Source organism: Caballeronia sp. LP006 (genome assembly GCF_031450995.1).
GTDB lineage: Bacteria > Pseudomonadota > Gammaproteobacteria > Burkholderiales > Burkholderiaceae > Caballeronia.
Window position 1 is genome coordinate 656,133 of record NZ_JARTVW010000004.1, and the last position, 22,607, is coordinate 678,739.

The following is a 22,607-nucleotide window of genomic DNA, read 5'->3' on the forward strand; positions in this document are numbered from 1 at the left end:
ATCGCATGAATGCGCCGCTCTTCGGTATCTCGGGCCGCTCGGGTCAGGGCAAGACCACGCTGATCGAGGCGTTGTTGCCCTGGTTTCGGGAGCGCGGTCTTGTAGTCAATGTCATCAAGCACAGTCATCATTCAATCGAACTCGAACCTCCGGGCAAAGACAGTGCGCGCTTCAGGCGTGCAGGCGCGGGCGAAGTGGTGATTGCATCGCCTTACCGCTATGCAATCGTGCGCGAGTTGCGCGAGGGGAACGAGCCTTCGCTTACGGAACTCGCTGCGCGGCTGACACACGCGGACCTCACGATTGTCGAAGGATTTGCACGCGAAGCCATTCCGCGACTGGAGGTGGTTCGGCCATCGGTTGGCCGGGAGCCGCTTTATAAGACCGACGTCGCAATTCTTGCCATTGCAACCGACGATGCCTCGGCAGTCGACAGCGCGCTGCCTCTGCTGCGGCTAGACGATATCGACCGCATTGGCGCCTTTATCTGCGAGACACTGCGCATTGCCGTTTAATCTGCTTTGACGCCGTTGCGTGCGACGGCCAATGCTTCTCCGATTACATCGTCATCGCCAATATGATTCGCGAGAAGCAGCACGAGCTTGGCGTTGAGCATGCGGCTTTCTTCGTCGCTTAGTCCGTCGTGTGTGCCGATGAGCCGTTCATAGAACGCATCCGGATCGGCAAGATTGGCTTCGAGCTTGAGCTTCATGCTGGCTTTATCCATTGCAGGTAGCGCGTTGTACGGCGTTAAATATCGCATCGGCGTTGAACGCACGCCAGCGCGCGCATACGTGCTGGTCGGGGCGCAACAAGTAGAACGTGCCGGGGCGAGCATCGAATCGATGCGCCACGATGCCATCGACGTCTTCGATATCTTCGGACGACGCGGCCATGCCCTTCGGCGCAACCAGCAATAGACGAAACGACGTTAGCCTCTGTAAAAGAGCCCTGCGCACTTCCTCCCCGTCATCGCTGCCGCAGAAGTAGATTCCTATGAAGCCTTTGCCATGCGTTTGTTGCAAGAGCCATGCAGCGCGGCCATTTACGCGTATGGGCGCATCCACGCATGCCGTCCCTGGCGTCATCGAACATGCGAAGCTGTCATCGGGCTGATCGGGCGTATTGAGCGGCGAGTCTTGCAGCACGGTCGGCACCGAGAGTCGCCCGCTATTGACGAGGCGTCGCGCAAAAGCACAGTCCTTCGATAGCTTCAACACCGCGTCCCGAAAGAGACGCGAGGCCGTACTCTTCGGCGTGATGAAATCGGTCGATCGCGTGGAATGACGAATGTTTTCATCCGCGGCGTATTCCCGTTCGGATGCATACGTGTCGAGTAAAGCGGGCGGAGCGTCGCCATGAACGACGAGACTGAGCTTCCATGCGAGATTGTCTGCATCTTGCACACCGCTATTCGCGCCGCGCGCGCCGAAAGGTGAGACGCCGTGCGCCGCATCGCCTGCGAACAGAATTCGACCGTGCCTGAAATGCTCCATGCGCTGACATGCAAACGTATAGATGCTCACCCATTCGAGTTCGAATTCCGCGTCTTCGCCAAGCAATGCCTTGACGCGCGGAATGACACGTTCGGGTGCTTTTTCCGTGACAGGGTCAGCTTCCCAGCCGAGCTGAAAGTCGATGCGCCATACGTTGTCCGGCTGGCGATGCAGCAGCACAGACTGGTTGCGATGAAACGGTGGATCGAACCAGAACCAGCGTTCCGCCGGAAACGGCGCTTTCATCTTGACGTCCGCAATGAGAAAGCGGTCCTTGAATACCCGGCCGTGACTATCGAGATCGAGAGCCTGACGAATGAAGCTGCGTGAGCCGTCGGCCGCTACGACATAGCGTGTACGTAAGGCGTATCGTCCATCGGGCGTATCCACTTGCAGTTCGACATGATCTCGATGCTGCGTTACACCGACTACACGGCTCTTCCAGCGCATATGCAAGTTATCGAGTTGTGCCGCGCGTTCGACGAGATAGCGCTCGACGTAATATTGCTGGAGATTGATGAACGCGGGATGCGCATGGCCTGCTTCGGGCAGCAAGTCGAATGCATAAATCAGATCGTCATGCAGGAACACCTTCCCGACATTCCAGCGCACACCTTTTTCGATCATCTCGTCGACGCAGCCGAGACGTTCGAAGATTTCAAGTGTGCGCTTCGCAAAACAGATGGCGCGCGAACCGGCCGATACGGTGTCGTCGCTATCGACGAGCACGGTATAAACGCCGTGTTGCGCGAGATCGATTGCAGTGGCAAGACCGACCGGTCCCGCGCCGGTCACGACCACCGGATAGACCGGGGACTCGGCGGTGTCGTGTTCCGGTGCTCGCTTGTAAGCAAAGCGGACCATGTCGTTTTTGGGTTGTCTCCTGCTACCGCCTCTTTGGGCAGGCCTTGAATCGCCGTTAGGGCATTGTACAAACGGACTTTTCTGTGTGGCTACGTTTTTTCCTGTATTTCCCTTAAGCACAAAAAAACGTCCGTTCTAATAAGCGGACGTTTTTATTGCGTCTTTAATTGCTTTCTTTAGCAAGCCGCTAAGACCGCCATAAAGCCTTCTTCAGTGAAGGGCTTGAGGTAGTAGCCGTCGAATTGTTCCTGCTCGCTGTCACGGTGCCGGTCGTCACCCGTTACCGCGACGACGCAAGCAAGCTGGCTCGGCCCGGCAGCACGCAACCGTCTGCAAAGATCGCGACCATCGAAATCCGGCAGACCTATGTCGATAAATATCGTGTCGTAGCGATTTTCCGACGCGAGTTCAAGCGCCCGGTGTCCATCGTATGCGACATCTGCGATATGCCCGGAGGCGCGGGCAAGCGCGCTGAAAGCGTCGCAAAGACCAACGTCATCTTCAACGAAAAGCACGCGCATGATGGATTTTTCCCGAAGCGTAAATAGCACAAGCGTCGAAGATCGAGCGCAATAACAAATAGCGCAATAAGCGGGCCTGAGGTTCGAGGTTGATGCTTTTAATCGAGCGGGTTGTCGCTCCAGGCGCTGCGTTCTTGCCAGGTATCGATATCCGCGTTAAGCGCTGCAAGCTTGGCCCGCACGGCTTGGAGCCCAATATTGCCAAGCACGAGATGCGCGGGCGGATTTTTAGCTTCCACGGCTTCGATGATGACCTGCACCGCGCGCACCGGATCACCCGCTTGTCTGCCGCTAAGCTCGGCAATCCCCGCGCGACGGCGACCGGCAACGGAATCGTAATCGTCGATCGAACGCTGGGTCTGCTTAAGCGAGCGGCCCGCCCAATCCGTGCGGAAAGGTCCCGGTTCGACGGCCGTGACCTTGATGCCAAGGCCCTCGGTCTCGCGCGCGAGCGCTTCGCCGAGGCCTTCGAGCGCAAACTTGGTCGCAGCGTAATACCCGCTGCCCGGATTACCAACTAGGCCGCCCACGGATGTGATGTTGACCACGTGCCCCGCGCGACGCTCCCGCATGCCTGGCAGTACCGCGCGAATCATTGCAGCCGCGCCGAAGAAATTGGTTTCGAACATCGCGCGCACCTCGTCGTCCTCGCCTTCCTCGACTGCGGCCAAATAGCCGAAGCCGGCATTATTGACCAATACGTCGATCTGACCGAACGCATCGTGCGCCGCTTTTACCGAAGCGGTGATGTCGTCCGGGCGCGTGACGTCGAGCCGAACCGCAATGGCTCTATCGCCTGCAGGCTCGACGATGTCGGCGACGCGGGCGGGATCGCGAGCGGCGACGACAGCACGCCAGCCGCGCGCAAGCACAGCGGATGCGAGTTCACGGCCAAAGCCGGTGGAACAGCCGGTGATGAACCAGACAGGCGTGTCTTGCTTCGATGCTGACATTGCGGGTCTCCGTGGTTAGCGTTGCGCTAATCATTTTGACCGCAAAGGCCGACGCTTGCTTAACGCAGACGCGGCATGCGTAACGCGCGATGTTCGCGCGGCTCGAACAAAACAGTCGTCTCCAATTTTGCGGCCATGCGCTTCCAGCCGCAAAGGTCTTGCTCCAATGCCGCGAGGGTAACGGGGCAGTAAGTTCGTTCGGGGGTGGCGTTGCCGCCAAGAACTGCGTAGTCGCGCATCGGTTGTAGGGTTGCTTCTCGCTCGGCGATTTGCCTTGCAATCTTCGCCCGCAGGCGGATAAGGGAATCGTCCATGGCGCTTTCGGTTTGCTCGTTTGCTAAGTTGCTTTTCATTTCTTAGCCGTTTCACAGCAAACCGCGCGCCTGACTTTCATTTGGCTCACAGACGCTTAGGCTCCAGCCGCTCGATCAACTGGCGATGCCGTGGATAACGCGCCCCGAGCGCGCCGGGCGCGGCCAATTCGAACTCGCTGAACTCGAACCCTGGCGCCACCGTGCAGCCGACGAGCGCGGCACCGCCTGGTTCATGGCATTCGGCGGCAAACCAGTCACCCGCGTTGACGACCGCCTGAAACGCCGCCTGCGGATCTTCAAGCGCATTGCCGAGTCGATGCGTCGCCAGTTCTCCGTTCGAATGGAGCACATGGACATCGATCGAGTCACCCGCATAGAAATGCCAGACTTCATCCGACCGAATACGGTGCCAGGCGGAGTAAGCGCCATCGCAAAGGAGGAAATAGATGGCTGTCGATGCCGAACGGAGATCGTCCTCGCCCTTGCGCGTGACTCCTGAATTCGCGCGATAGGTCTCACGAAAGTAGCCGCCCTCGGGATGCGTTCGAGCTTGAGGCGATCGATCAACTCGCGACTGTCTATGCGGGGTATCTGCATGCGTTCTCCTTTGCCAGATGGTTGGCGCATCGCGTATTCTGCATCGGATCGGTTTGCATGCAGAACGCAAGATGCCAACGTCTCTCATCGAAGGAAGACCATGACGCTAGCCGCGACCACGAAAAACGCTCTTGCTCCAATCGGCACGCTTCGCGCGGCGCTCAACCTTGGAAACCCCGTGCTCGTGCATCGCGATTCGGCGAGCAGCGAACCCAGCGGCGTCTCCGTGGATATTGCCCGCGAACTGGCCGCGCGGCTCGGCGTCGAGATTGCATTCAATTCCTTTCCCAACGCCGCGCAATCGGTGGAGACGGTGACGGCGGAACAGGCCGATGTCGGCTTCTTCGCGATCGATCCGCTGCGTGGCGCGGGCATCGCGTTCACTGCACCGTATGTGCTGATCGAAGGGTGTTATCTGGTGCGCAACGACTCGCCGCTTTCAAGCATCGAGGATGTGGATCGCGAGGGCAATCGCATCATGGTGGGCAAAGGGAGCGCATACGATCTCTTCCTGACGCGCGAGTTGCAGCATGCTCAACTCGTGCGCACTGGACTGTCGGAGGCGGTGGTCGACACTTTTCTGCGCGACGGGATCGAGGTCGCCGCGGGCGTGAAGCAGCAACTCGAGGCCGACGCCGCTCGCACGCCCGGGGTGCGGTTGCTCGACGGGCGCTTCATGGTGATCAGGCAGGCAATGGGCTTGCCGAAGACTCGCGGCGATGCGGCCACGCAGTATCTTCGCGACTTCATCGAGGACATCAAACGGTCGGGCTTTATTCGGGATGCGTTCGCGCGACACGGCATTACCGGCGTCTCGCTTGCGCCGCCGGAGCAGCTTTGATGCAGGGCGAGCGTATCCAAGTGACGGTATCCGTGACCGACTGGATCGACGCATCGTTCGAGGCCGATGTGGCAGGCGGTCTCGCCGCGTTCAATACCGGTCAACTCGGACCAAGCGATCATCGCGACTTGGCCGTTTCGCTTTATCAAGGCGACGACTTTGTAGGCGGCCTCGCGGGCTATACCGCGTGGGAATGGCTTTTCGTCAAATGGCTCTGGGTTCGCGAAGATGCGCGCGGTCGCGGACTTGGCGCTCGCGCGCTCGACGCCGCCGAAGTCGAGGCACGCAAGCGCGGCTGCCGCGCCGCGTGGCTCGATACGCTCAATCCCGCAGCCCGCGATCTTTATGTTCGCCACGGTTTCGAAGTCTTCGGCGAGCTCGCGGATTTCCATGCAGGACGTGCGCGGTACTTCTTGCAAAAGCGGTTCTGAATACAGGCATTTGGCATTCAAAATGCGGCATGCCGGCATTTTGCATCAAGCATTCAATCCGAGCCGATGCACCGCGCGCTTCGTGATTTCCCTGCGCTTTGCGAGCGAAGCCGCCGAGCGCTCCCGCACGTCCGCCACTACAGCGGCAGGCGCGTGATTCGGATCCCCGGCATCGAACGGCGGCGCGGGCGCGTACTCCATTTGCAGTTGAATGGCCTGCGCCTCGTGCTCGCCGACGAGTTCAGCCGCGAGCGTCAGCGCGAAGTCGATGCCCGCCGTGATTCCACCGCCCGTGAACAAGGCGCCGTCGCGCACCACGCGGGCGTGCACGGGCGTCGCATCGAATTCGCCCAGCAGTTCGTGAAAAGCCCAATGCGTCGTCGCACGCTTGCCGCGCAGCAAACCGGCCGCGCCGAGAACGAGTGAACCGGTGCATACCGAAGTGATGAAGCGAGCGCCCTTCGCCTGCTGGCGGATGAACGCAAGCGTTTCCTCGTCTTCCATCAGAGCGCCGACGCCTTCGCCTCCGGGAACACAGAGCACGTCGAGCGTGGGGCATTCCGCGAACGATGTGTCGGGTGCGAGTTGCATCCCTGTACTGGAAGGAACAGGCGCAAGCGTTTTGCATACAAGATGCACTTTAGCGTCCGACAGATGCGTAAAGACTTCGTACGGACCGGTGAGGTCGAGTTGTTGAACGCGCGGGAAAAGCAGCAAGCCGATTTGAAGGGTCATCGCTTTCTCTCTCGTGGCAGGTTGAAGAATGAAGGTGGACGAATGCATCCTACGCCGCTACGCTATGGCGAGATGGTCGATCGCCCCACCTTTTACGCCAAGCGCCCTAGCTATCATGTCATCGCCGAAGCCACGCATCATCGACATACTCGCCTTTCCCGACGTTCAGTTGCTCGATGTCGCCGGTCCCTTGCAGGTGTTCGCGTCCGCGAACGAACTGGCGCGCGAGGCCGGCATGCCACGCCCTTATCGCGCGAGAGTCGTCGCGCCGGGCGGCACGGTGACAGCCTCGGCGGGACTTGGGCTGATCGGCGAAGCGCTGCCCGATGCGCGCGAGCCGTGCGACACGCTCGTCATCGCGGGCGGCTGGGGCGTGCATGAAGCGCTGCGCGACCGCACGCTGGTCGACTGGGTGCGCGCGCGGTCCGCTCATGCACGCCGCACGGCATCGGTGCGTACCGGCGCCTTTCTGCTTGCGGCGACCGGCCTGCTGGACGAACGCCGCGCCGTCACGCACTGGACGCGCTGCGCCGAACTGGCGAGCCGCTTTCCGGCGGTGCGGGTCGAATCCGATCCCATCTTCATCCGCGACGGCGATCTCTGGACTTCCGCAGGCGTGACAGCGGGAATCGACCTGGCGCTTGCGCTCGTCGAAGATGATCTCGGACGCGCGCTCGCGCTCGATGTCGCGCGTCATCTCGTCGTGTTTCTGAAGCGCCCCGGCGGGCAGGCTCAGTTCAGCGCCGCGCTTTCGCTGCAGAAGGACTCGGGCGAACGCTTCGGCGAATTGCATGCATGGATCGCGGAGAATCTTGCATGCAATCTATCCATCGGAACGCTGGCGGCGCGCGTCGGCATGAGCGAGCGCAGCTTCGTGCGTCATTACCGGGCGCAGACCGGCGCAACGCCTGCTCGCGCAATCGAACAAATGCGGCTGGAAGCCGCGCGCCGTATGCTGGGCGACACGGACCTGCCAGTCAAGCGCATTGCGGCACGCTGCGGCTTCGGTTCGGAAGAAACCATGCGACGCGGCTTCGTGCGCGCACTCGGGGTTGCGCCTCAGACTTACCGCGAGCGCTTCGCCCGCGCGGCGGTATCGGCATAAAGTGCATGCAAAAGCCAATCCTGCCGCTTTTTTTGTCATCCATGCTCAAGGCTGTATGCTCGCTGCCGATACCAGAGTAAGAGCGATTGCATGAGGCGCTTCGGGCAACCGTGCGCGAGCCGCTTTGCTTAACCAACCGTCCGACGAGGCGGCCTGAGGGCCTGGAGCGCCGATGAGTGTGTTTTCCGCGTATAACGCGCCACTGCAGGCGGCTCAGGCCGCACAGGAAGACGTGACCGACGCTGGCGCGGACGATGCCGCGTTGGCGAACATCGCACCGTCCATCGACGCCTTGCTGCGGGACACTGCCGCGTCCGCTTGCCCCAACACATGGGCTTGGTATCGCGCGGGCGAGCAATTGCATCTTGAACGCCAGGGCAATGAATTTTGCATACCAGCGTGGCCAAGCGACATCGCTGAGGACCGCCTCGCGAAAGCCTGCGCCGCGCACGGCTGGCATGCATGGCCGACCGGCCGCGGCGAAAGCGTGCTCGGCTGGCTGCTCGCGCCGGTGGCATACAGCGACAATGCACATCTCGCTGAACTCGCGCGCGCACTTGGTGAACGCGTGCAGGCCGATGTCCTCGCGCGGGCGCAACTCACGCAACGCGTGTTGTATGAGATCGCGTATCTCGCCAGTTCGGTGCCCGAGCGCGCGGACTTTCTGCGTTGCGTGCACGAGCGTCTCGGCACGCTCATCGACGCCGAGAACTTCTACCTCGCGCTCTACGACCGCAAGACCGGCAAGATCACCTATCCGTATTACGTCGATGTGATCGACACGGACGTGGTCGCCGCCGAGAACTACGACATTCTCGATCCCAAGCGTCTTTCGATGACAGGGCAAGTGCTCACGAGCGAGCAGCCGCTCTTCGTGACCGCAGCCGACATCTGCGCCGCCGAACGCGCGGAGCGTTTCTATTGCATCGGCGATCGCCCCGAGTTCTGGATGGGCGCGCCGCTCAAGAATGCGTCCGACGAAGTCTTCGGCATGCTGGCCATGCAGGTCTATGACGTCTCGCGCATGTACACCACCGAGGACCGCGCGCTGTTTTTAGTCGTGGCGCGTCACGTCGCGATGGCGCTCGACCGTATCCTGCATCGCGCGGATCTGGAAGAACAGGTCGCCCGCCGCACCTCCGAGTTGTCGAAGCTCAACGCTGCTTTGCGACATGGCATTGCCGAGCGCGAGCGTTCCGAACATCTGCAAGCAGCGCTCTATCAAATCGCGGAATTGTCGAGCCGGCCCGGCGACATGATGGAGTTCTTTCGCAGTCTGCATGGCATCGTCGGCGAGCTGCTCTATGCGCGCAATTTCTATGTGGCGCTCTTCGAAACCGAAACATGCGAAGTCTCGTTTCCCTATTACGTCGATGAGATCGTGCAGGAGCGGCCCGAGCCGCGTCGCGGCCAGCGTGGGCTCACCGAGTATGTGATTCGCGAACGCCGCGCGCGTCTCATCGATCATCAGGAAGCGCTGCGTCTCATCGCGGAGGGGGCGTTCGAAACCGATCACGACGACGTGCGCCTGCGCTCGTGGCTCGGCATTCCGCTATTCGATGGCGATGTCGTGCGCGGCGTGCTCGCGGTGCAAAGTTACTCGCCGCTCGTGCGCTATTCGCAGCGCGATCAGGAGTTGCTGACCTTCGTATCGCGCCATATCGATACCGCCCTCTCGCGCCGCCGCGATGCCGAAGCATTGCATGCAGCCAACCTCGAGCTCGAAGCCCGTGTGCAGGCCCGTACGCGTGAACTCGACGATGTCAACGCGCGTCTGCTGTACGAGAATTCGCACGATGCATTGACCGGCCTGCCCAACCGCAGTCATCTGATGCATCGGCTGCGTGGTGCATGGCACGACTACCAGACACGCGGCGATGAGCTCTCGGTGATGTTCATCGACCTCGATCGCTTCAAGGTGGTGAACGACAGCCTGGGTCATCATTTCGGAGACATGTTGCTGGTGCAGGCCGCCGCGCGCCTGCGCGATTGTCTGCGCTCCACCGATCTGCTCGCTCGCTTGGGCGGCGACGAATTCGCAGTGCTGTCGCCCAAGGCGCCGGTACGCGACGCGGTGGCGATTGCCAAGCGCATCCTCGCGGCTTTCGATCTGCCGTTTCATATCGAAGAACATGTGGTGTTTTCTTCGTGCAGCATTGGCATCGTGAGCGCGGACACGCAGTTTCATACCGAGCCCGCCGATCTTTTGCGCGATGCCGATACCGCGATGTATCGCGTCAAGAACGCGGGCCGCGACAGCTTCGTCGTGTTCAATCAGGAGCTTCGCCGACAGGTCTCCGATCAGGTCGAACGCGAGGGCGCATTGCGTAACGCGATCAAGCGCGACGACGAGTTGCTGCCGTATTTTCAGCCTATCGTCGATGTAGGGAGTGGCCAAGTGGTCGCGCTCGAAGCGTTGATTCGCTGGCGCCAACCCGATGGACGTATCGTGGCACCCGGCGAATTTCTGCCTGCAGTGGAAGGGCTGCGTCTCATCGGTCGGCTCGACTTATACATGCTGGAACGCGTCGCCGCGATACTTTCCAATGCCAGCTTTGCGCACTGGCCGCCCGTGCATGTCAATTGTTCGAGCTATAGCATGACGCGCCCCGAGTTCGCCGACGATGTCCTTGCGCTGCTCAGGCGTTATCGCGTGTCGCCATCGCGTGTATGTCTCGAACTGACGGAAGGCGCGCTCGTAGCCGAGCCGGATCTTGCGCGCCGCACCATGCAAAGACTCGCGGATAACGGCATGTCCGTCGTACTGGATGACTTCGGCGCGGGCTTTTCGTCCCTGAGCTATGTGCATCAGTATCAGTTCAGCGGCCTCAAGATCGACAAGTCGTTTATTCTCGAACTGACCGAAAGCCCTCGCAGTCGCGCGATCGTGCGAGCTATCGTGCGAATGGCCGAGTCGCTCGATCTCACGCTTGTCGCCGAAGGCGTCGAGGACGCGGCCACGCTTGCAGTGCTACGCGACATGGGTGCAGCGCAGGCGCAAGGCTACTTCTTCGACAAGCCTTTGCCACTAGAGTCGCTGACGCGCAGCGCGCTTGCGCCACGCACTACTTCAAGCGCCATTCTCTGATTCTTGAGCATTGGATCAGGGCATGCCGCCAAGCGAGGGCGAGATGATGCTGCCCGGTTCACCTTCCGGCACGCCGGTGTCGGTCGTCACAGCGCGCATCGATACAGGCGCATGATTAGTGGTGCACGTCTGCAACGAGTCGTTGCCAAGGCACTGCAGGAACGCGTCAGCGCGATCCTTCGTGTCGAACATGTACAACGTGTCTTCGACTTTCACTTCGAGATCGGAAATACGGTCCGCTTCGATTGACATGCTCGCTCCTTCGAGTGGATAGACATATCAATCGGCTAGCATCAAGTGCGCCTGGTGCACGCTGGCCTTAGGTACAACGGTTGCTAGCTTACCGGCCTGGTTCATCGAATGACAAGGCGACTTAAGGAAACCGTAATGACATCCGCGCGAGCGAATAACGACCTGCATGAAGAGCCGCGTACACCCGGCGGCAATCGTCTGAACGAAATCGAGCCGTCCGAGGCAGACAGGGTAATCCCTCGGCCCGGAGAAGCGCTAGAACAGAATCCCGTCACGGACCCTGGACAAAGTAGGTACATCCCCTGACGATTCAGGAAACCGGCCAAGACCGCTATAAATAAATTAAATGATCTTGCGGGCAATTTCCAATGATGCAGCCGCCTAAGACGCGTTAGGATTAAAACGCGTCGAATTGTGGGCGCGGATTCGCACGGCGCTAAATCAAGCTTAGAACCGCGCATCGGTCTTGCAACCGCTTGGCCGCTCTAGCAAAAGGAGGCTTTATGAAATGGGAAACCCCAAGCTTTACCGATATGCGCTTTGGCTTTGAAATCACGATGTACATCGCCACGCGTTAATCGCCAAGCAGAAAACGGCCGCACAAAGCGGCCGCTTTCTTTTCAAGGCTTGAGCGACTCGTGCTACGTTGCACCGTCACCTTCGCTTTTTTGTGGACCAAGTCCACCCTTTCCTGCCGGTTCAGGTCGGCTGCCTGAACCCAAAGGCACTTCCGCCGTTTGATGCGAATCTTCGTCAAGCCGCCTGTTTTCAGGCTCGATCTCTCCCGCATTAGGCTGACGCACTCCTTGCTTTGGATCGCCTCCTGTCGCTGAACCGGGACCCGGCAGATTGCCGATAGAACCGCCACCGCTTGCTCCGCTGCCAGCATCGCCAAGCGGCTTATCCGTGCTCTTATGTTCGCTGTCGTTAATCGTCATTGCTTGCTCCCGTTAAAGGCTGTCGGTGCCAACAACACGAGCAACGCGCATTCCACTTCGAACCTCAGCTCGCGACAGTCGATCCGATCACGTCATTAGCCACCGCGTCGACCGCCTGCTTGACGATGCCGACTATCTCATCCACTTCGGCACGCGTTGTGACGAGCGGTGGCGCAAAGCCGAGAATATCGCCGTGCGGCATGGCTCGCGCAATCACACCGCGCTCCAGAGCCGCTGCCGATACCTTCGGCCCGACCTTGAGCGCCGCATCGAAAGGTTTGCGCGCGTCTTTATCGGCCATGAATTCGAGCGCGGCAAGCATACCCGCGCCACGTACTTCGCCTACTAACGGATGCGAATCGAATGCCGCGTGAAGCTGCGCATGCAGATAAGCACCCGTTTCCGCCGCATTCTGCGTGAGGTTTTCACGTTCGAGAATGTCGAGGTTGGCCAGTGCAGCAGCCGCGCAAATGGGATGACCCGAATAGGTCCAACCGTGTCCCATCGGACCATGCTCTCGTGAGCCCTTGTCGATCACATCCCATACACGTTCGCCCACGATCACGCCCGACAGCGGCGCATAAGCGCTCGTGAGGCCCTTAGCCACGGTGATGAGATCCGGCTTGATGCCGTAATGCTGCGCGCCCATCTTCGAGCCGAGACGTCCGAAGCCGCACACGACTTCATCGGAGATCAAGAGGATGTCGTGCTTCCTGAGCACTTGCTGGATAGCATCCCAGTAACCTTCCGGCGGCGCGATGATGCCGCCCGTGCCCATGACCGGTTCGGCGATGAACGCAGCGATGGTATCCGCGCCTTCCTTCGCGATCAGCTTCTCGAGTTCTTCCACGCAGTATGCGGTGAACTGCGCTTCACTCATACCAGCCGGTGCCTTTCGATACCAATGCGGACAAACCGTATGCTTCACACGATCGATCGGCAAGTCGAAGTGCTGATGAAAGCTCGGCAAGCCAGTGAGGCTGCCCGTGACGATGCCCGAGCCATGATAGCCCCGTTCGCGCGAGATGATCTTCTTCTTGTTCGGGCGACCCAGTACGTTGTTGTAATACCAGACGATCTTGACCTGCGTTTCGTTGGCATCGGACCCGGACATGCCGTAGTACACCTTCTTCATGCCTTCCGGTGACCACGCGACGATGCGCGACGACAACTCGATGATCGCATCGGTCGAGTGACCGACATAAGTGTGATAGTAAGCGAGCTTCTTTGCCTGCTCATAGATGGCTTCGGCCACTTCGGTTCGACCGTAGCCGATGTTCACGCAATACAGTCCCGCGAATGCATCGATATAAGTCCGGCCCTGATGATCTTCGATACGAATGCCCTTGGCGCCCGTCACGATCTTGCCCGGCAACGCGCCGCTTGCATGATCGTGCGCGTGCGTGGACGGATGCATGAAATGCGCGCGATCTTCCGCGAACAAGTGTTCAAGCGATTGCTGTTGCTGGCTCATGTGCTTCTCCTTGGAGCGCTATGCGTGTTCTTAACGTGGGTTGAATCAGGCTGCGCTCGAAAGCGGCAGACCCAGATTCCCTAAGCAAAAATACTTCGTTTCGACGAACGGTTCGAAGCCCTCCGCGCCACCTTCGCGGCCGAGACCCGATGCCTTCATGCCGCCAAAGGGAATGGGCGCGCCCGTGAACTTGACGCCGTTCACCGAGACCATTGCGAAGTCAAGCCGTCGCACCAATTGAAAGATCGTGTCGATGCGCGTGGCGCAGATATAGGCGGCAAGGCCGTATTCCGTATCGTTGGCACGTGTCACGGCTTCGTCGAGCGTATCGAACGGAGAGATCGCGGAGATGGGCGCGAAGTTCTCTTCATCGTAGATACGCATGCCAGCTCTAGCATCCGCGACAACGGTCGGCTCATAGAACCATCCACCGAGCTCATGCGCGTTGCCGCCGACAGTGATGCGCGCGCCTTGCGCCTTTGCGTCTTCGATACGCGCAACGGTCGCATCGAAAGCGGCCTGATTCATGAGCGGACCGACATCGACATTCGCTTCGAACGCGCTGCCTACCTTCAGTGCCTTGACCGCTTCGGTATAACGTTGCACGAACGCTTCGTACAAGGGTCGCGCCACGAAGATGCGATTCGCGGCGCAACAATCCTGACCCGATGTCTGAAACTTTGCCCCAATCGCAACGCGCACCGAATGTTCGAGATCTGCGTCCTCGGTCACGATGAACGGCGCATTGCCGCCAAGCTCGAGTGCAAGCTTCTTGATGCCTGCCTGCGCCACGGCCTTTGCCACGAGACCTCCAACGCGCGTCGAACCGGTGAAGCTCACCGCACGCACGCGAGTGTCGCTCACGAGCGCTTCCATGGTCATCTGCGGCTCGCCGATCACGACGTTGAACACGCCTGCGGGAAAGCCCGCCTCTTCCGCGAGTTGTGCAAGCGCCATCGCTGAAAAAGGCGTTTCATGCGCAGGCTTGATGACAACCGTGCAGCCCGACGCGATAGCGGCCGCGGCTTTGCGCGTGATCATCGCCACGGGAAAATTCCATGGCGTGATGAGCGCCGCAACGCCGACTGGCTCCATGACCGTGCCGAGATGCGCGCCATCGATATGCGTTGGAATGGTGCGTCCTGCAAGGCGTTTTGCTTCGTCGGCGAACCATTCGATAAAGCTCGCGGCATATGCGATCTCGCCCTTCGCTTCGGCGAGCGGCTTGCCTTGCTCCAGCGACAAAATGCCGGCGAGGTCAGACTGATGACGCAAGATCAGTTCATGCCAGCGCATGAGAAACGCGCTGCGCTTTTGCTGGGGTGTCCAGCGCCAAGCTTGAAACGCGCGGTCGGCGGCTCCGACGGCGCTGACGACCTGTTCGCGTTCGAGCATCGGCACATGCCCGATGACGTGCTGGTCGGCGGGATTGACCACCGGGATCGACGCGGCATTGTTGCTATGTACCCAACGGCCATCCACATAGCACAGCGACTTGAAGAGAACCGGATGTCCTAACAGCATGATGTTCGCTCCTATCGGTTGATTCGCTCTTGACTCGGATTCGATGAAGTCACTTTAAGCTCATGCCGCCGCGGAATTTTTCGTTATCGCTTGCCACGCCTGATGTTTTTTCTGTTTCGATGTTCGCGACTCAAACTTGCGCCCACTCGGGCGGACCACCGCAATCGTCCTTGATGACCTTGGTCACGATATACGTGAAGTACTTTTCGATGCCGAGTTCCTCGACCAGCATCGAGTCGATGAAGCGCTGGTAGTGGTCTATGTCCCGCGCGACTACATGCAGCACGTAATCGACACCACCACCTGTCGCCACGCACTGCACGATCTCGGACGCTTGTTGCACGCGGTCTTCGAAGCGTCTCATGTCTGACGCGGTATGCCGCGAGAGCGTAACCTCCACGACGATACGGCTTCCCTTGAACGCCGACGTCCAGTCGATATTCGCCCGATATCCCTTGACTATCCCGCTTTCTTCGAGCCGCTTCACGCGCTCCCATGCAGGTGAGATCGACAGGTTCACCTTCTCCGCCAGACGCGACTTCGTAATGCGTCCGTCGCCCGCGAGGATGCGCAAGATAGCCAGATCGTATCGGTCGAGTTTGGTCAAGTCAGATCGTCACCGGTATGTTGCGTTCGATGATGTCGGCCACGACAGCCACCGTGTCACCTGTCTGTACGAGGCCAGGAAAGTGCCTTGCCGCAAGCAGTCCCGCACGCTTTGCGCGATATTCGACCGGCGTCGCGCCAGAGCGCGTGATGTCATGAACACGCGCAAGCACGTCGCCCTCGGCCACCATGTCGCCAAGATCGCGGCACATCTCCAGCAAGCCCGCGTGTTCGCTCGTCGTATAGCACGCGCCATCGGGCATATCGAGCAGCGTGGTCGTGCGCGCTTCGCCAATCACGCTTTCTTTGTCGATGATGCCCGCATGGGCGAGGAAGCCATACACGCCGCGCTCCGCGATGGCGACGCTAGCAGCAGTGGATGAACCGCCGCCACCAAGTTCGGTCGAAACGAACACCTTGCCGGCCTCTTCGGCTGCGCTGTCGTATAAACCGACGCTGTCGAGTTCGAGCATGCGCATTGAATAAGGTGCGCCGAACGCGCGCATGGCGGCTTCGCAGCGAGCCTGTTGCCGTGCATCCGCCAACACGTGAGTCGCCGCGAACGGAAGAAAATCGAGCGTACGCCCGCCTGCATGAATGTCGAGAACGTAGTCCGCCAAGGGCAGCAAATGACGCTGAAAGTAATCGGCTATCTTCTGCGTCACCGTGCCATCGGGATGGCCCGGAAAGCTGCGATTGAGATTACCCGCGTCGATGGGCGACGTGCGCGTACCCGCGCGAAACGCCGGGTAGTTCATGAACGGCACTACGATCACGCGGCCATTGATATCGCCGGCCTTCAACGTCGATGCGAGCTTCGACAACGCGATCGGCCCTTCATACTCGTCACCGTGATTGCCGCCCGTGAGCAACACGGTCGGTCCGTCGCCGCGCTTGATGACCGTGACCGGAATCATTACCGCACCCCACGCCGAATCGTTGCGCGAATACGGCAGCTTCAGGAAGCCGTGTTGTTCGCCGTCGGCTTCGAAGTCGACGGTCGGACTGATCGGTGACGCGCGCATCGTACTACTCCTTCACGAACAATTTGCGAGGCGTATTGCAGAAAGTCTCGACGCCGGTATCGGTAATCAGGATGCTTTCCGTGATCTCGAGACCCCAGTCATCGAGCCATAGTCCCGGCATGAAATGAAACGTCATGCCGGGTTCGAGGACCGTCTTGTCCCCCGGCCGCAAGCTCATGGTGCGCTCGCCCCAGTCGGGCGGATAACTCGCACCGATGGGATAACCGCAGCGGCTATCCTTCTCGATACCCGACTTGCGCAGCACCGCGAAGAACGCATTGGCGATGTCCTCGGTCTTGTTGCCCGGCTTCGCAGCGGCGAGTCCTGCTTCAATGCCTTCGACTACCGCCTTCTCGGCATTGATGAAATGCTGCGGCGGTTTGCCGAGATAAACCGTGCGCGATTGCGGACAGTGATAGCGCTTGAAACATCCGGCGATTTCGAAAAACGTCCCGGCATTCGCAGTGAACGCGGAGTCGTCCCATGTGAGATGCGGCGCCGCTGCATCCGAGCCAGTAGGCAAGAGCGGCACGATAGCCGGATAGTCGCCGCCATAGCCTTCGACGCCCGTGATGCCAGCGTCATAGATTTGCGCGACGAGGTCGCACTTCCTCATGCCAGGCTCGACCTTGTCGAGAATGCGCGCGTGCATCTTCTCGACAATGCGCGCCGCCACACGCATGTATTCGATCTCGCGCGGCGATTTCACCGCACGCTGCCAGTTGACGAGCGCGGTCGCGTCCTTGAACTTCGCGTTGGGCAAGTGCTGAACGAGCGACGCATACGCCTTCGCACTGAAGTAGTAATTGTCCATCTCCACACCGATATGCTTCTTGTCCCATCCGCGCGCGACGATGACTTCAATCGAGAGAAAGTCCATCGGATGACGAACCTGAGACTGCACGTAGTGATCCGGATATCCGACGATATTCTCGTGCGCCATGAACACCGTGCGCTTCGCGCCGTTCGCGTCTTGCCCGCGACCGAACCATACCGGCTCGCCATCCATGGCAAGCAGCACGCATTGATGCACATAGAATGACCAGCCGTCGTAACCGGTGAGCCATGCCATGTTGGTCGGGTCCGTCACGATCATCAGGTCGATACCTGCTTTCTCCATTGCGCGTCGCGTCTTCGCCATGCGCGCGTCGTACTCGCCGCGATCGAACGGCAAGCGCACGACCGGCGCTTCGCCTCGCTTCTCTTGCTTGATTTCGGACATCGTCCCCTCTGTCAAAGCGTCACGTCGTTGTGAAAGATGCTTCCTGCAAGCGTCGCGCGTGCTCTTGCAAGCGCAAGTGCTGCAATGGCCGTGTCCTGCGCGCCGGTGCCGGTGAGATCGCATACGGTGATGTCGTCATCGCTCATGCGGCCTTGCACTTGCTGCGCGATGATCTGTCCCAATTCGGCGAACGATGCATCGGCGGCGATAACCCCTGCGCTTATCGCGTGATGCAGTTCGCCAAGCACGCGCGTTTGCTGCAAGCGGTCGCACACGTAGCGCGCCGCCTTGAACACGTCTGGCGCAATCTCGTTCTTGTGCTCGGCATCCGAACCCATCGCGGTGACATGCAAGCCCGCATGAAGATCGCGGGCGTGAATCAAGGGCTCGCGGCTGGGTGTCGTGGTGATGGCGATATCCGCATGCCTGAGCGCGTGGCTCACGCTATCGGCGACAGCGCATTCAAGGCCCGCCGCTTCACAATCGCGCGCGTAGTGCAACGCGCGCTCGCCTTCGCGTGCCCACACGGTCACGTGATCGATGTCGCGTACCAGTCGCAACGCTTTGAGTTGAAGGCGCGCCTGTTCGCCCGCACCGATGATCGCCACGCGTTTGGCGTCATGTCTTGCGAGCCAGCGTGCGGCGACAGCACCCGCTGCCGCCGTGCGTACCGCCGTGAGATAGCCGTTGTCGAGCAGCACGGCTTGCGTCAGTCCCGTGCGCGCCGAAAGCACGAGCATGAGACCGTTCAAGCTCGGCAAACCCAGAGAGGGATTGTTGAAGAAGCCAGGACTGACCTTGATCGCAAAACTCAGAAGACCCGGCAAATAAGCGGTTTTTACGTCGACTTCGCCAGCGTGTTCGGGAATGTCGAGGCGAAGAATCGGCGGCATCGCCACCGCTTCTGTCGCAAGCGAACGGAAGGCAGCTTCAATTTGTGCGATCGCATCGAGGTCGAGCGGCACGAGTTCGCGCAGCTCCGCTTCGCCTAGCAAGATGGCGGAACGATCGATTGAAGACGTCATCAAAGCGCTCCAATCAGGCGGCGGTGCGTATCGATATCGATGTTGCAACCGCTCACGACGATAACCACTGGCCCACCTTCTCGCGGCCTGATGGCACCATCCAGCACAGCTGCGATGCCGACGGCCGCTGCGCCCTCCACCACGAGCCGCTCTTCGCTATACGCATGTGCAATGCCGCGAGCAATCGAACGCTCATCGAGGAGCACCATGCGATCGATCAGTTCACGTGTCATCGCGAACGTATGCTGGTTGTCGAGACCAATGCCGCCGCCGAGCGAATCCGCCAGCGTTTCGAGTTCATCGACAAGAACGGGTTTGCCCGCTTCGAGGCTCGCATGCATGGCGGCGCCGCGTTGCATGGATACGCCGATCATTTCGATGCTTGGCCTCAAGCCTTTTGCCGCGAATGCCACGCCGCTGAAAAGACCGCCGCCCGACAGGGGCACGGCGATAGCGCATACATCGGGAAGCGCTTCGATAATCTCCAGACCGATGGTGCCCTGCCCTGCAATGACGCGCGCATCGTCGAAAGGCGGTACGAACGCATAGTCTTCTTCGCGCACCAGGCGTTGCGCTTCGACTTGTGCATCGTCCTGGCTCTTGCCTGCAATCACGACGCGCGCGCCGAGCGCCGCGACCGCATCCACCTTGTTCGCTGGCACAAGCGATGACATGCACACCGCGGCCTCGATTCCCAGCGCGCGCGCCGCATGCGCGACCGCACGGCCATGATTACCCGTCGATGCCGTCACGACACGCTTGCACCCTGCTTCCGCGAGTTGCGTCAATGCGTTGGCCGCGCCGCGCAACTTGAAGCTGCCGGTAGGCTGAAGCGTTTCGAGTTTGAGGTAGACAGGGGCGTCTACAACGCGCGAGAGTGTCGCCGACTGCACGAGCGGCGTGACGAGCACACGCCCTTCGATGCGTTGGCGTGCGCTATAAACATCGTCGAGCGTGAGTGCGGACATGGCGCGATTGCATTGAGCAAGTGTCGATGCAACCGAGTCTAATGTCCTAAAAAATCGTTTTGAATTGTCCTAGTTCATTTCCGCGCATGCGAGATTAGTTGAAGTCGTGCACGTGCGGAAATTGCTCGAAGACTTCGCGAATGGTCTCTATGGCCGTGCGAAAGCTCGCCTCGCCCACTTCGGCACCCACGCACAGACGCACCGCATTGGGCCGCTCAGCGCCGCGCACGAGAAACGGATCGGGCGATGTCACCGCGATATTGCGGTTGCGCAGTTCGCGCGTGATACGTTCCGCTTCCCATTCATCCGGCACGCGCAGCCACGCAGAGAGCGCGTTCGGATGGCTGCCGAGCACATATTCTCCCAGCACTTCACGCACGACACTCTGACGCATCGAAAGCCGCTCGCGTTGTATCTGCACGAGACGTTGCGCCGTGCCATCCATGATCCAGCGTGCGGTGACTTCGGCTATCGGCGAGGTCGCCATCCAGCTAGATACGCGCAACACGCTTTCCGCGCGCAAGGCAAGACGCCGTGGCACGGTCATGAAGCCCGTGCGCAAGCCGCTTAACACTGACTTGGTCATGCTCGTGCAATAGAACGCCAGTTCGGGGATCAGGCTTGCTATCGGCGTCTGCGCCTTGGCGGGCAACGCGCCGTAGACATCGTCTTCGATGAGATAAACGCCGTATCGCTCTGCAATGCGCGCAATGGCGCGCCGGCGCGAGTCGGTCAAGATGGCGACCGTGGGATTATTGAGCGTCGGTGTGCAGACCAGTGCGCTTACACGCTCGCTATCGCACATTTCCTCGAAATGTTCGGGACGTATGCCATGTTCGTCGATTTCCAGTCCCTTGAGCGTAAAGCCGAGCACGTTTGCGGAGCCTATGACGCCGTGATCGGTGAGGCTCTCGCAGAGCACGGTATCGCCCGGTCCGACAATCGAAGCAAGCGCCAGAAAGATGCCGTGCGCAGCACCATTCGTGACAAGGAGCGTCTCCGCGGTCGCAGGCATGTTGAGCGATTCGAGCCAAGCAACACCCGCTTGCCGATGATGCTCGAAACCCGCAATCGGACGAAACGCGCGTATCCAGGGCTGATCCTCGATGGTTGCAAGCGTCGCGCAGACCTTGCGCCACATTGCATCGTGTTCGGGCGTATGGACGATACGCGCAATCGAAAAGTCGACCACGGAGCGCTCGGCCGTATCGAGCATGTAGTTGGACATGGTTTCCGTGACGCGCGCCGCGACGAAGCTGCCGCGCCCGACTTCACAGCGAATCAGCCCCTGGCGCTCGAGTTCTTTATAGGCATTGGTGACCGTCTGCACGCTGATTTCCAGATCCGCCGCGACCTCGCGTTGCGGCGGCAAGCGTGCGCCTGAAGCCAGTGTGCCGTTCTCGATATCCAGCGCCATCGCCTTGACGAGCCGCTTGTATTTCGACTGTACGCCTTGCACGGTGCGTACGGCCTCGCGCCATCGCTGATTCAATTTCCACTCCTCGTGCGCTTGACTCATGCGCAATAGTGGCGCAAAAGCTCCTTGAAAAATAATTGTCCTAGAGCAATCGGAACAAATATATGGCTTTGTATTCTGCATTGGTGGCTGCGCGGTAAAGCCTGTGAAGACCGCTTCCTATAAGGGTTTTCTCCATGACCGATCTAGCCGCAGCCTTCAAGGAACGCGCGCAATAGACCATACGAACGCTACCAACGCTATAAACGGAAAACGCTATGAAGACCAAACGACTGTCTGGAATGCTGGTGGCCGCATGCGTCGCCGCGGCGAGCTTGAGTGCCTTCAGCGCGGGCGCTGCCGCGGAAACCACCTTGCAACGGATTCAACGCACCGGCGAGGTGCGCATCGGCTATGCGAACGAAACGCCCTTCGCCTATACGACGGCCGACGGCACCGTGACGGGCGAATCGCCGGAAATCGCCAAGAAAGTATTCGCCAAACTGGGCGTCAAGAAAGTCGATGCGGTGCTGACCGAATGGGGCGCGCTCATTCCGGGCCTCAAGGCAGGCCGTTTCGATGTGATTGCAGCGGGCATGTACATTACGCCCGAGCGCTGCAAGCAGGTTGCTTTCGCCGATCCGCAATATCAGATTCCCGACACGTTGCTGACGCTCAAGGGCAACCCCAAAAACCTTCACAGTTACGCCGATGTCGCCAAGCAAGGCGACACGAAACTCGCAGTAATGGCCGGCACGGCGGAACTCGGTTATGCACGCGAGGCGGGCATCAAGGACGATCAGATTCTTCAGGTGCCCGATACCACCGCGCAATTGCAGGCCGTGCGCGCACGCCGCGCCGATGCAGCCGTTGGCACCTCACTCACCATGAAGGGTCTTGCGACGAAGGGCGGTCCGCTAGTCGAAGCAACGAGCCAGTTTAACGACGACCCGAAGCATACGGGCTATGGCGCACTCGCCTTTCGCCCCGAAGATACCGATCTGCGCGATGCGGTCAACAAGGAACTCCATGCCTGGCTCGGCACGGACGATCATCTGAAAACGGTGGGACCGTTCGGCTTTGACAAGACGAATCTGACCACGAAGAAAGCGCCTGAACTTTGCGGCGGTTGAGCAGAGATACATTCGGTACAGGCGCGCGTCGCGTCGTTC

Annotated in this window: 24 protein-coding genes; 7 read left to right on the plus strand and 17 right to left on the minus strand. The window is 60.0% G+C overall.

Annotation, left to right across the window (positions count from 1 at the left end; genetic code table 11):
• The first annotated feature begins 5 nt into the window (after positions 1-5).
• The gene (gene mobB, locus P9250_RS13145) at positions 6-515 is read left to right on the plus strand and encodes a molybdopterin-guanine dinucleotide biosynthesis protein B (RefSeq protein ID WP_250467259.1); all 510 of its coding nucleotides are present in this window, start codon (positions 6-8) and stop codon (positions 513-515) included.
• On the opposite strand, the gene P9250_RS13150 is transcribed toward mobB, so the two are convergent.
• The 6 genes from P9250_RS13150 to P9250_RS13175 form a co-directional block, all read right to left on the minus strand.
• On the minus strand, positions 512-727 hold the full coding sequence (locus P9250_RS13150; RefSeq protein WP_370652196.1) for a DUF2783 domain-containing protein: 216 nt from the start codon (positions 725-727) through the stop codon (positions 512-514). The two genes, mobB and P9250_RS13150, sit on opposite strands and share 4 nt — an antisense overlap.
• On the minus strand, positions 720-2,360 hold the full coding sequence (locus P9250_RS13155) for an FAD-dependent oxidoreductase (RefSeq protein WP_310393425.1): 1,641 nt from the start codon (positions 2,358-2,360) through the stop codon (positions 720-722). The genes P9250_RS13150 and P9250_RS13155 overlap by 8 nt, the downstream gene beginning before the upstream one ends.
• A gap of 176 nt (positions 2,361-2,536) precedes the next feature.
• Positions 2,537-2,881, minus strand: coding sequence for a response regulator (locus P9250_RS13160; RefSeq protein ID WP_244829475.1), 345 nt, complete (start codon positions 2,879-2,881; stop codon positions 2,537-2,539).
• A 98-nt stretch (positions 2,882-2,979) separates the two neighbouring features.
• Positions 2,980-3,834 (minus strand): oxidoreductase, encoded by an 855-nt coding sequence (locus P9250_RS13165; protein ID WP_309848928.1) that lies wholly within the window; start codon positions 3,832-3,834, stop codon positions 2,980-2,982.
• A gap of 59 nt (positions 3,835-3,893) precedes the next feature.
• The gene (locus tag P9250_RS13170; RefSeq protein WP_250467265.1) at positions 3,894-4,187 is read right to left on the minus strand and encodes a hypothetical protein; all 294 of its coding nucleotides are present in this window, start codon (positions 4,185-4,187) and stop codon (positions 3,894-3,896) included.
• A 46-nt stretch (positions 4,188-4,233) separates the two neighbouring features.
• On the minus strand, positions 4,234-4,833 hold the full coding sequence (locus P9250_RS13175) for a cupin domain-containing protein (protein WP_409014876.1): 600 nt from the start codon (positions 4,831-4,833) through the stop codon (positions 4,234-4,236).
• Between the two features lie 12 nt (positions 4,834-4,845).
• On the opposite strand from P9250_RS13175, the gene P9250_RS13180 reads away from it, so the two are divergent.
• Both P9250_RS13180 and P9250_RS13185 read left to right on the plus strand, forming a co-directional pair.
• Positions 4,846-5,586, plus strand: coding sequence for an ABC transporter substrate-binding protein (locus tag P9250_RS13180; protein ID WP_310393428.1), 741 nt, complete (start codon positions 4,846-4,848; stop codon positions 5,584-5,586).
• Positions 5,586-6,017: a GNAT family N-acetyltransferase gene (locus P9250_RS13185; RefSeq protein WP_310393431.1), complete on the plus strand. Its 432-nt coding sequence runs from the start codon at positions 5,586-5,588 to the stop codon at positions 6,015-6,017. Before P9250_RS13180 ends, P9250_RS13185 begins: the two co-directional genes overlap by 1 nt.
• A 45-nt stretch (positions 6,018-6,062) precedes the next feature.
• Here P9250_RS13185 and P9250_RS13190 read toward each other — a convergent pair whose 3' ends face one another.
• The gene (locus P9250_RS13190; RefSeq protein WP_310393433.1) at positions 6,063-6,752 is read right to left on the minus strand and encodes a DJ-1/PfpI family protein; all 690 of its coding nucleotides are present in this window, start codon (positions 6,750-6,752) and stop codon (positions 6,063-6,065) included.
• A gap of 115 nt (positions 6,753-6,867) precedes the next feature.
• Between P9250_RS13190 and P9250_RS13195 the strand changes: the two genes are divergently transcribed.
• Positions 6,868-7,857, plus strand: coding sequence for a GlxA family transcriptional regulator (locus P9250_RS13195; RefSeq protein WP_310393435.1), 990 nt, complete (start codon positions 6,868-6,870; stop codon positions 7,855-7,857).
• Between the two features lie 172 nt (positions 7,858-8,029).
• Positions 8,030-10,945, plus strand: coding sequence for an EAL domain-containing protein (locus P9250_RS13200; protein ID WP_310393437.1), 2,916 nt, complete (start codon positions 8,030-8,032; stop codon positions 10,943-10,945).
• A gap of 15 nt (positions 10,946-10,960) precedes the next feature.
• Here P9250_RS13200 and P9250_RS13205 read toward each other — a convergent pair whose 3' ends face one another.
• Positions 10,961-11,197 carry a hypothetical protein gene (locus P9250_RS13205; RefSeq protein WP_250467280.1) on the minus strand — a complete coding sequence of 79 codons (237 nt, stop codon included), beginning with the start codon at positions 11,195-11,197 and terminating at the stop codon, positions 10,961-10,963.
• Positions 11,198-11,700: 503 nt separating this feature from the next.
• Between P9250_RS13205 and pqqA the strand changes: the two genes are divergently transcribed.
• On the plus strand, positions 11,701-11,775 hold the full coding sequence (gene pqqA, locus P9250_RS13210) for a pyrroloquinoline quinone precursor peptide PqqA (protein WP_008353049.1): 75 nt from the start codon (positions 11,701-11,703) through the stop codon (positions 11,773-11,775).
• A gap of 63 nt (positions 11,776-11,838) precedes the next feature.
• On the opposite strand, the gene P9250_RS13215 is transcribed toward pqqA, so the two are convergent.
• The 9 genes from P9250_RS13215 to P9250_RS13255 all read right to left on the minus strand — a co-directional run bounded on the left by P9250_RS13215 (position 11,839) and on the right by P9250_RS13255 (position 21,498).
• Positions 11,839-12,135, minus strand: coding sequence for a hypothetical protein (locus P9250_RS13215; RefSeq protein WP_310393439.1), 297 nt, complete (start codon positions 12,133-12,135; stop codon positions 11,839-11,841).
• Positions 12,136-12,199: 64 nt separating this feature from the next.
• Entirely contained in the window at positions 12,200-13,609 is a 1,410-nt protein-coding gene (locus P9250_RS13220) for an aspartate aminotransferase family protein (RefSeq protein WP_310393440.1), read from the minus strand.
• A 45-nt stretch (positions 13,610-13,654) separates the two neighbouring features.
• Positions 13,655-15,133 carry an NAD-dependent succinate-semialdehyde dehydrogenase gene (locus P9250_RS13225; RefSeq protein WP_310393442.1) on the minus strand — a complete coding sequence of 493 codons (1,479 nt, stop codon included), beginning with the start codon at positions 15,131-15,133 and terminating at the stop codon, positions 13,655-13,657.
• A gap of 130 nt (positions 15,134-15,263) precedes the next feature.
• Positions 15,264-15,740, minus strand: coding sequence for an Lrp/AsnC family transcriptional regulator (locus P9250_RS13230; protein WP_244829462.1), 477 nt, complete (start codon positions 15,738-15,740; stop codon positions 15,264-15,266).
• A 1-nt stretch (position 15,741) separates the two neighbouring features.
• On the minus strand, positions 15,742-16,764 hold the full coding sequence (gene doeB, locus P9250_RS13235) for a N(2)-acetyl-L-2,4-diaminobutanoate deacetylase DoeB (RefSeq protein ID WP_310393445.1): 1,023 nt from the start codon (positions 16,762-16,764) through the stop codon (positions 15,742-15,744).
• A 4-nt stretch (positions 16,765-16,768) separates the two neighbouring features.
• Positions 16,769-17,986, minus strand: coding sequence for an ectoine hydrolase DoeA (gene doeA, locus P9250_RS13240; protein ID WP_310393447.1), 1,218 nt, complete (start codon positions 17,984-17,986; stop codon positions 16,769-16,771).
• 11 nt (positions 17,987-17,997) lie between these two features.
• Positions 17,998-19,011, minus strand: coding sequence for a cyclodeaminase (locus tag P9250_RS13245; RefSeq protein ID WP_310393449.1), 1,014 nt, complete (start codon positions 19,009-19,011; stop codon positions 17,998-18,000).
• Positions 19,011-19,979, minus strand: coding sequence for a hydroxyectoine utilization dehydratase EutB (gene eutB / locus P9250_RS13250; protein WP_310393451.1), 969 nt, complete (start codon positions 19,977-19,979; stop codon positions 19,011-19,013). The genes P9250_RS13245 and eutB overlap by 1 nt, the downstream gene beginning before the upstream one ends.
• A 94-nt stretch (positions 19,980-20,073) precedes the next feature.
• A complete protein-coding gene (locus tag P9250_RS13255) occupies positions 20,074-21,498 on the minus strand; it encodes a PLP-dependent aminotransferase family protein (RefSeq protein WP_310393453.1) in 1,425 nt (474 codons plus the stop codon).
• A 215-nt stretch (positions 21,499-21,713) separates the two neighbouring features.
• Between P9250_RS13255 and ehuB the strand changes: the two genes are divergently transcribed.
• Positions 21,714-22,568: an ectoine/hydroxyectoine ABC transporter substrate-binding protein EhuB gene (gene ehuB / locus P9250_RS13260; protein WP_250467293.1), complete on the plus strand. Its 855-nt coding sequence runs from the start codon at positions 21,714-21,716 to the stop codon at positions 22,566-22,568.
• Positions 22,569-22,607: the final 39 nt, after the last annotated feature.